3 protein-coding genes are annotated in these 2,456 nt (G+C 70.5%); 2 read left to right on the forward strand and 1 reads right to left on the reverse strand.

Annotation, left to right across the window (positions count from 1 at the left end):
* Positions 1-3: 3 nt before the first annotated feature.
* Complete coding sequence (gene rnhA, locus ACIKT0_RS16910; RefSeq protein WP_407106540.1) at positions 4-492, forward strand: ribonuclease HI; 489 nt, start codon at positions 4-6, stop codon at positions 490-492.
* Between the two features lie 75 nt (positions 493-567).
* Positions 568-1,014 carry a hypothetical protein gene (locus ACIKT0_RS16915; RefSeq protein WP_407106538.1) on the forward strand — a complete coding sequence of 149 codons (447 nt, stop codon included), beginning with the start codon at positions 568-570 and terminating at the stop codon, positions 1,012-1,014.
* A 27-nt stretch (positions 1,015-1,041) separates the two neighbouring features.
* On the opposite strand, the gene ACIKT0_RS16920 is transcribed toward ACIKT0_RS16915, so the two are convergent.
* Positions 1,042-2,190, reverse strand: coding sequence for a 2OG-Fe(II) oxygenase (locus ACIKT0_RS16920; RefSeq protein ID WP_407106539.1), 1,149 nt, complete (start codon positions 2,188-2,190; stop codon positions 1,042-1,044).
* Between the last annotated feature and the right edge of the window lie 266 nt (positions 2,191-2,456).

Consider the following 2,456-nt stretch of genomic DNA (forward strand, 5'->3'; position numbering starts at 1 on the left):
CCTCTGCGCGGTCGTGGGCCTGATCATCACGGGCCTGATCGTCGTGATCACCGAGTACTACACCGGGACCGGGTATCGCCCGGTCAGGTCGACCCCGGGCCCGGCGGCTGGGGCGCGATCCTGCGCTTCGGCGCCGCCGAGAAGGAGATTTCGGGCGGCGAGGCGCTCACCACCAACAACCGGATGGAGCTTCTCGCCGCCATCACGGCGCTCGAGACGCTGACGCGACCCTGCACGGTGGCGGTGCACACCGACAGCCAGTACCTGCGCGACGGCGTCACCAAATGGATCGCCGGCTGGAAGCGCAATGGCTGGAAGACCGCCGACAAGAAGCCGGTCAAGAACCAGGATCTCTGGATGCGGCTCGACGCCGCGCTCAAGACCCACCGCATCGAATGGCGCTGGGTGAAGGGCCACGCCGGCCACCCCGAAAACGAGCGCGCCGACGAACTCGCCCGCGCCGGCATGGCGCCGTTCAAGAAGAAGCGATAGCGCAGAGCGGCAGTCGGGCGGCGGAGACCGTCGGCGGCGCTTGCAAGACTCGCGCGCTCCTTCATCGTCGCCCGGATGGATGACTGGATCGCTCATTTCCGCGCGGCGGCGCGCGGGCTCAAGGTCTCGCACGTCTGGCGCGGCTATGGCTCTGCGCTGTTCCTTGAATTCGGCTCGCTGACGCCTAGGACGCGGCGGGACGGACGTCCTGGCGAACCGGCAGGCGAACTCGGGCTGATGATCGAGTGGAGCTGGCGGATCGAGGACGGCCGGTCCATCGCGTGCGGCAGCTGGAGCGACGAGGCGCTGTGGCCGTCGATCTTCGCCCGCCTCGTCGGGCGCAGCGTCACGGAGATCTCCACATTCGGCCGCCTGCCCGAACTCCTGCTCTCGCTCGAAAGCGATCTGCACGTGGCGTCCTTCATGACGGCCGAGGGCGATCCGGCATGGACCTTGTTCGACCGGCGCGGCGGCGGGTGCATCGCCGTGGGCTGCGAGTCGGGCTTGCTCGTCGCTGAATAGGAACGCCCCCGCCGCGCGCGCTGGCGATCAGGCGGCGCCGCGCGCGCCTTCCGCCACGGCCGGCTCCTCCGTCACCAGCGTCGCGCGGTTCTGCTCGCGCACCTTGGCGGCCGCGTCGTCGTAGAGGAACGGCAGGAAGGCGTAGCGCACGCCGCGCGTCACCCGCGAGACCGCGTGCAGATAGGAGCAGGAGAACACCACCGCGCCGCCGGCCGGCGGCTTGAAGCTGCGCGGGCCGAACTCCGGAAAGCTCAGCTCGCCGCCGTCGAAATCGGAATTGAGGTTGATCGACACCGCGAAGCGGCGATGCGCGGTGCCCGAGGTGGTGTTGTCGCGGTGGGCGCGAAAATGGCCGCCGTCCTCGGCCGAATAGCAGCCGACGATGTAGCGCTCCATGCGGTTCGCCACGAAGCAGTGCGCCTTGAGGATTTCCGGCGCGACGCGGCGGCGGATGCGCTGCTGGATCATCCGGATCAGCTCCGGATCTTCGATCTCGGCGTCCTTGCGGCGCTTGTGCGAGGCGTCGTGCATCGGGACGGTGCGGCCGTCGATCTGCCGCATGAAGCCGGATTCCTGACCGCCGCGGGCTTCGTAGTGGTCGATCAGGCGTCCGCAGAGCTCCGGCTCGAACACGTCCGGCAGGAACAGCACCGGCGCTTGCAGCTCGACCCCGGCGTGGCGCGCCGGCTCCGGCAGGGCGGCGACGAGGTCGAACACGCGCGCGCGGTCGGAGCCGTCGGGCGCGAACGGGATGTTGGCGATGACGCGCATCATCGGGTCGAGCACCAGCCAGAAGCGGCGCGCCTCGAGACGCTCGTCGCCCGGCCGCGCTTCGCGGGGGATCGAGCCGTAGAGCCGGCTCACCATCCCGTCGAAGTCGAAGAAGTGCCGCAGGCCGGGCAGCAGCATGCGGGCGCGGCCCTCCGCCTCGTCGCGCGGGTCGAGGCTCACGCCGAAGAAGCAGGCGCGCTCGTCGTCGAACAGCCGCCGGTTCTCCTCGACCGCCTCGAGCGTCGCGCGCGAGTGCGGATCGCCGAGCGTCGCGTAGAAGCAGAGCACGAGATAGCGCCCGGCGGCGGTGTCGAACGTGTAGCGCGGATTGCCGGTCGCGCGCTGCGAGAACCATGGCGCGGGATCGCCGCGCGCAAGTTGGACGAACGATCGCGGTTCGGACATCGGGCTCCCCGTCGGGCGGCGCGGCGGCGTCCCAGGATGGGCCCGACGGCCTCCCGGCGAAAGTTGGGGTTCTCCCTAATGGCGGCTGATGTCCGCCGGCGGCCTTCCGTGCGCGCCGGGGCTCGCCATATGCGGAAGACACAGGCGGGCATCGGGGGCGATCGTGAGCGAAGCCACTTTCCTCGGCGACCTTCTGCAGACCATCGCCGAGCGCGGGCGTCGACTGCTCGCCCGCGCCGGGCCGCCGGACGACGGACGGACCGGCG

It is taken from the genome of Hansschlegelia beijingensis (genome assembly GCF_045505405.1).
GTDB lineage: Bacteria > Pseudomonadota > Alphaproteobacteria > Rhizobiales > Methylopilaceae > Methylopila > Methylopila beijingensis_A.

Coding starts and splice junctions, on each gene's coding strand:
- ACIKT0_RS16915 (WP_407106538.1), top strand. CDS start 568: ATGGATGACTGGATCGCTCATTTCCGCGCGGCGGCGCGCGGGCTCAAG.
- ACIKT0_RS16920 (WP_407106539.1), bottom strand. CDS start 2,190: ATGTCCGAACCGCGATCGTTCGTCCAACTTGCGCGCGGCGATCCCGCG.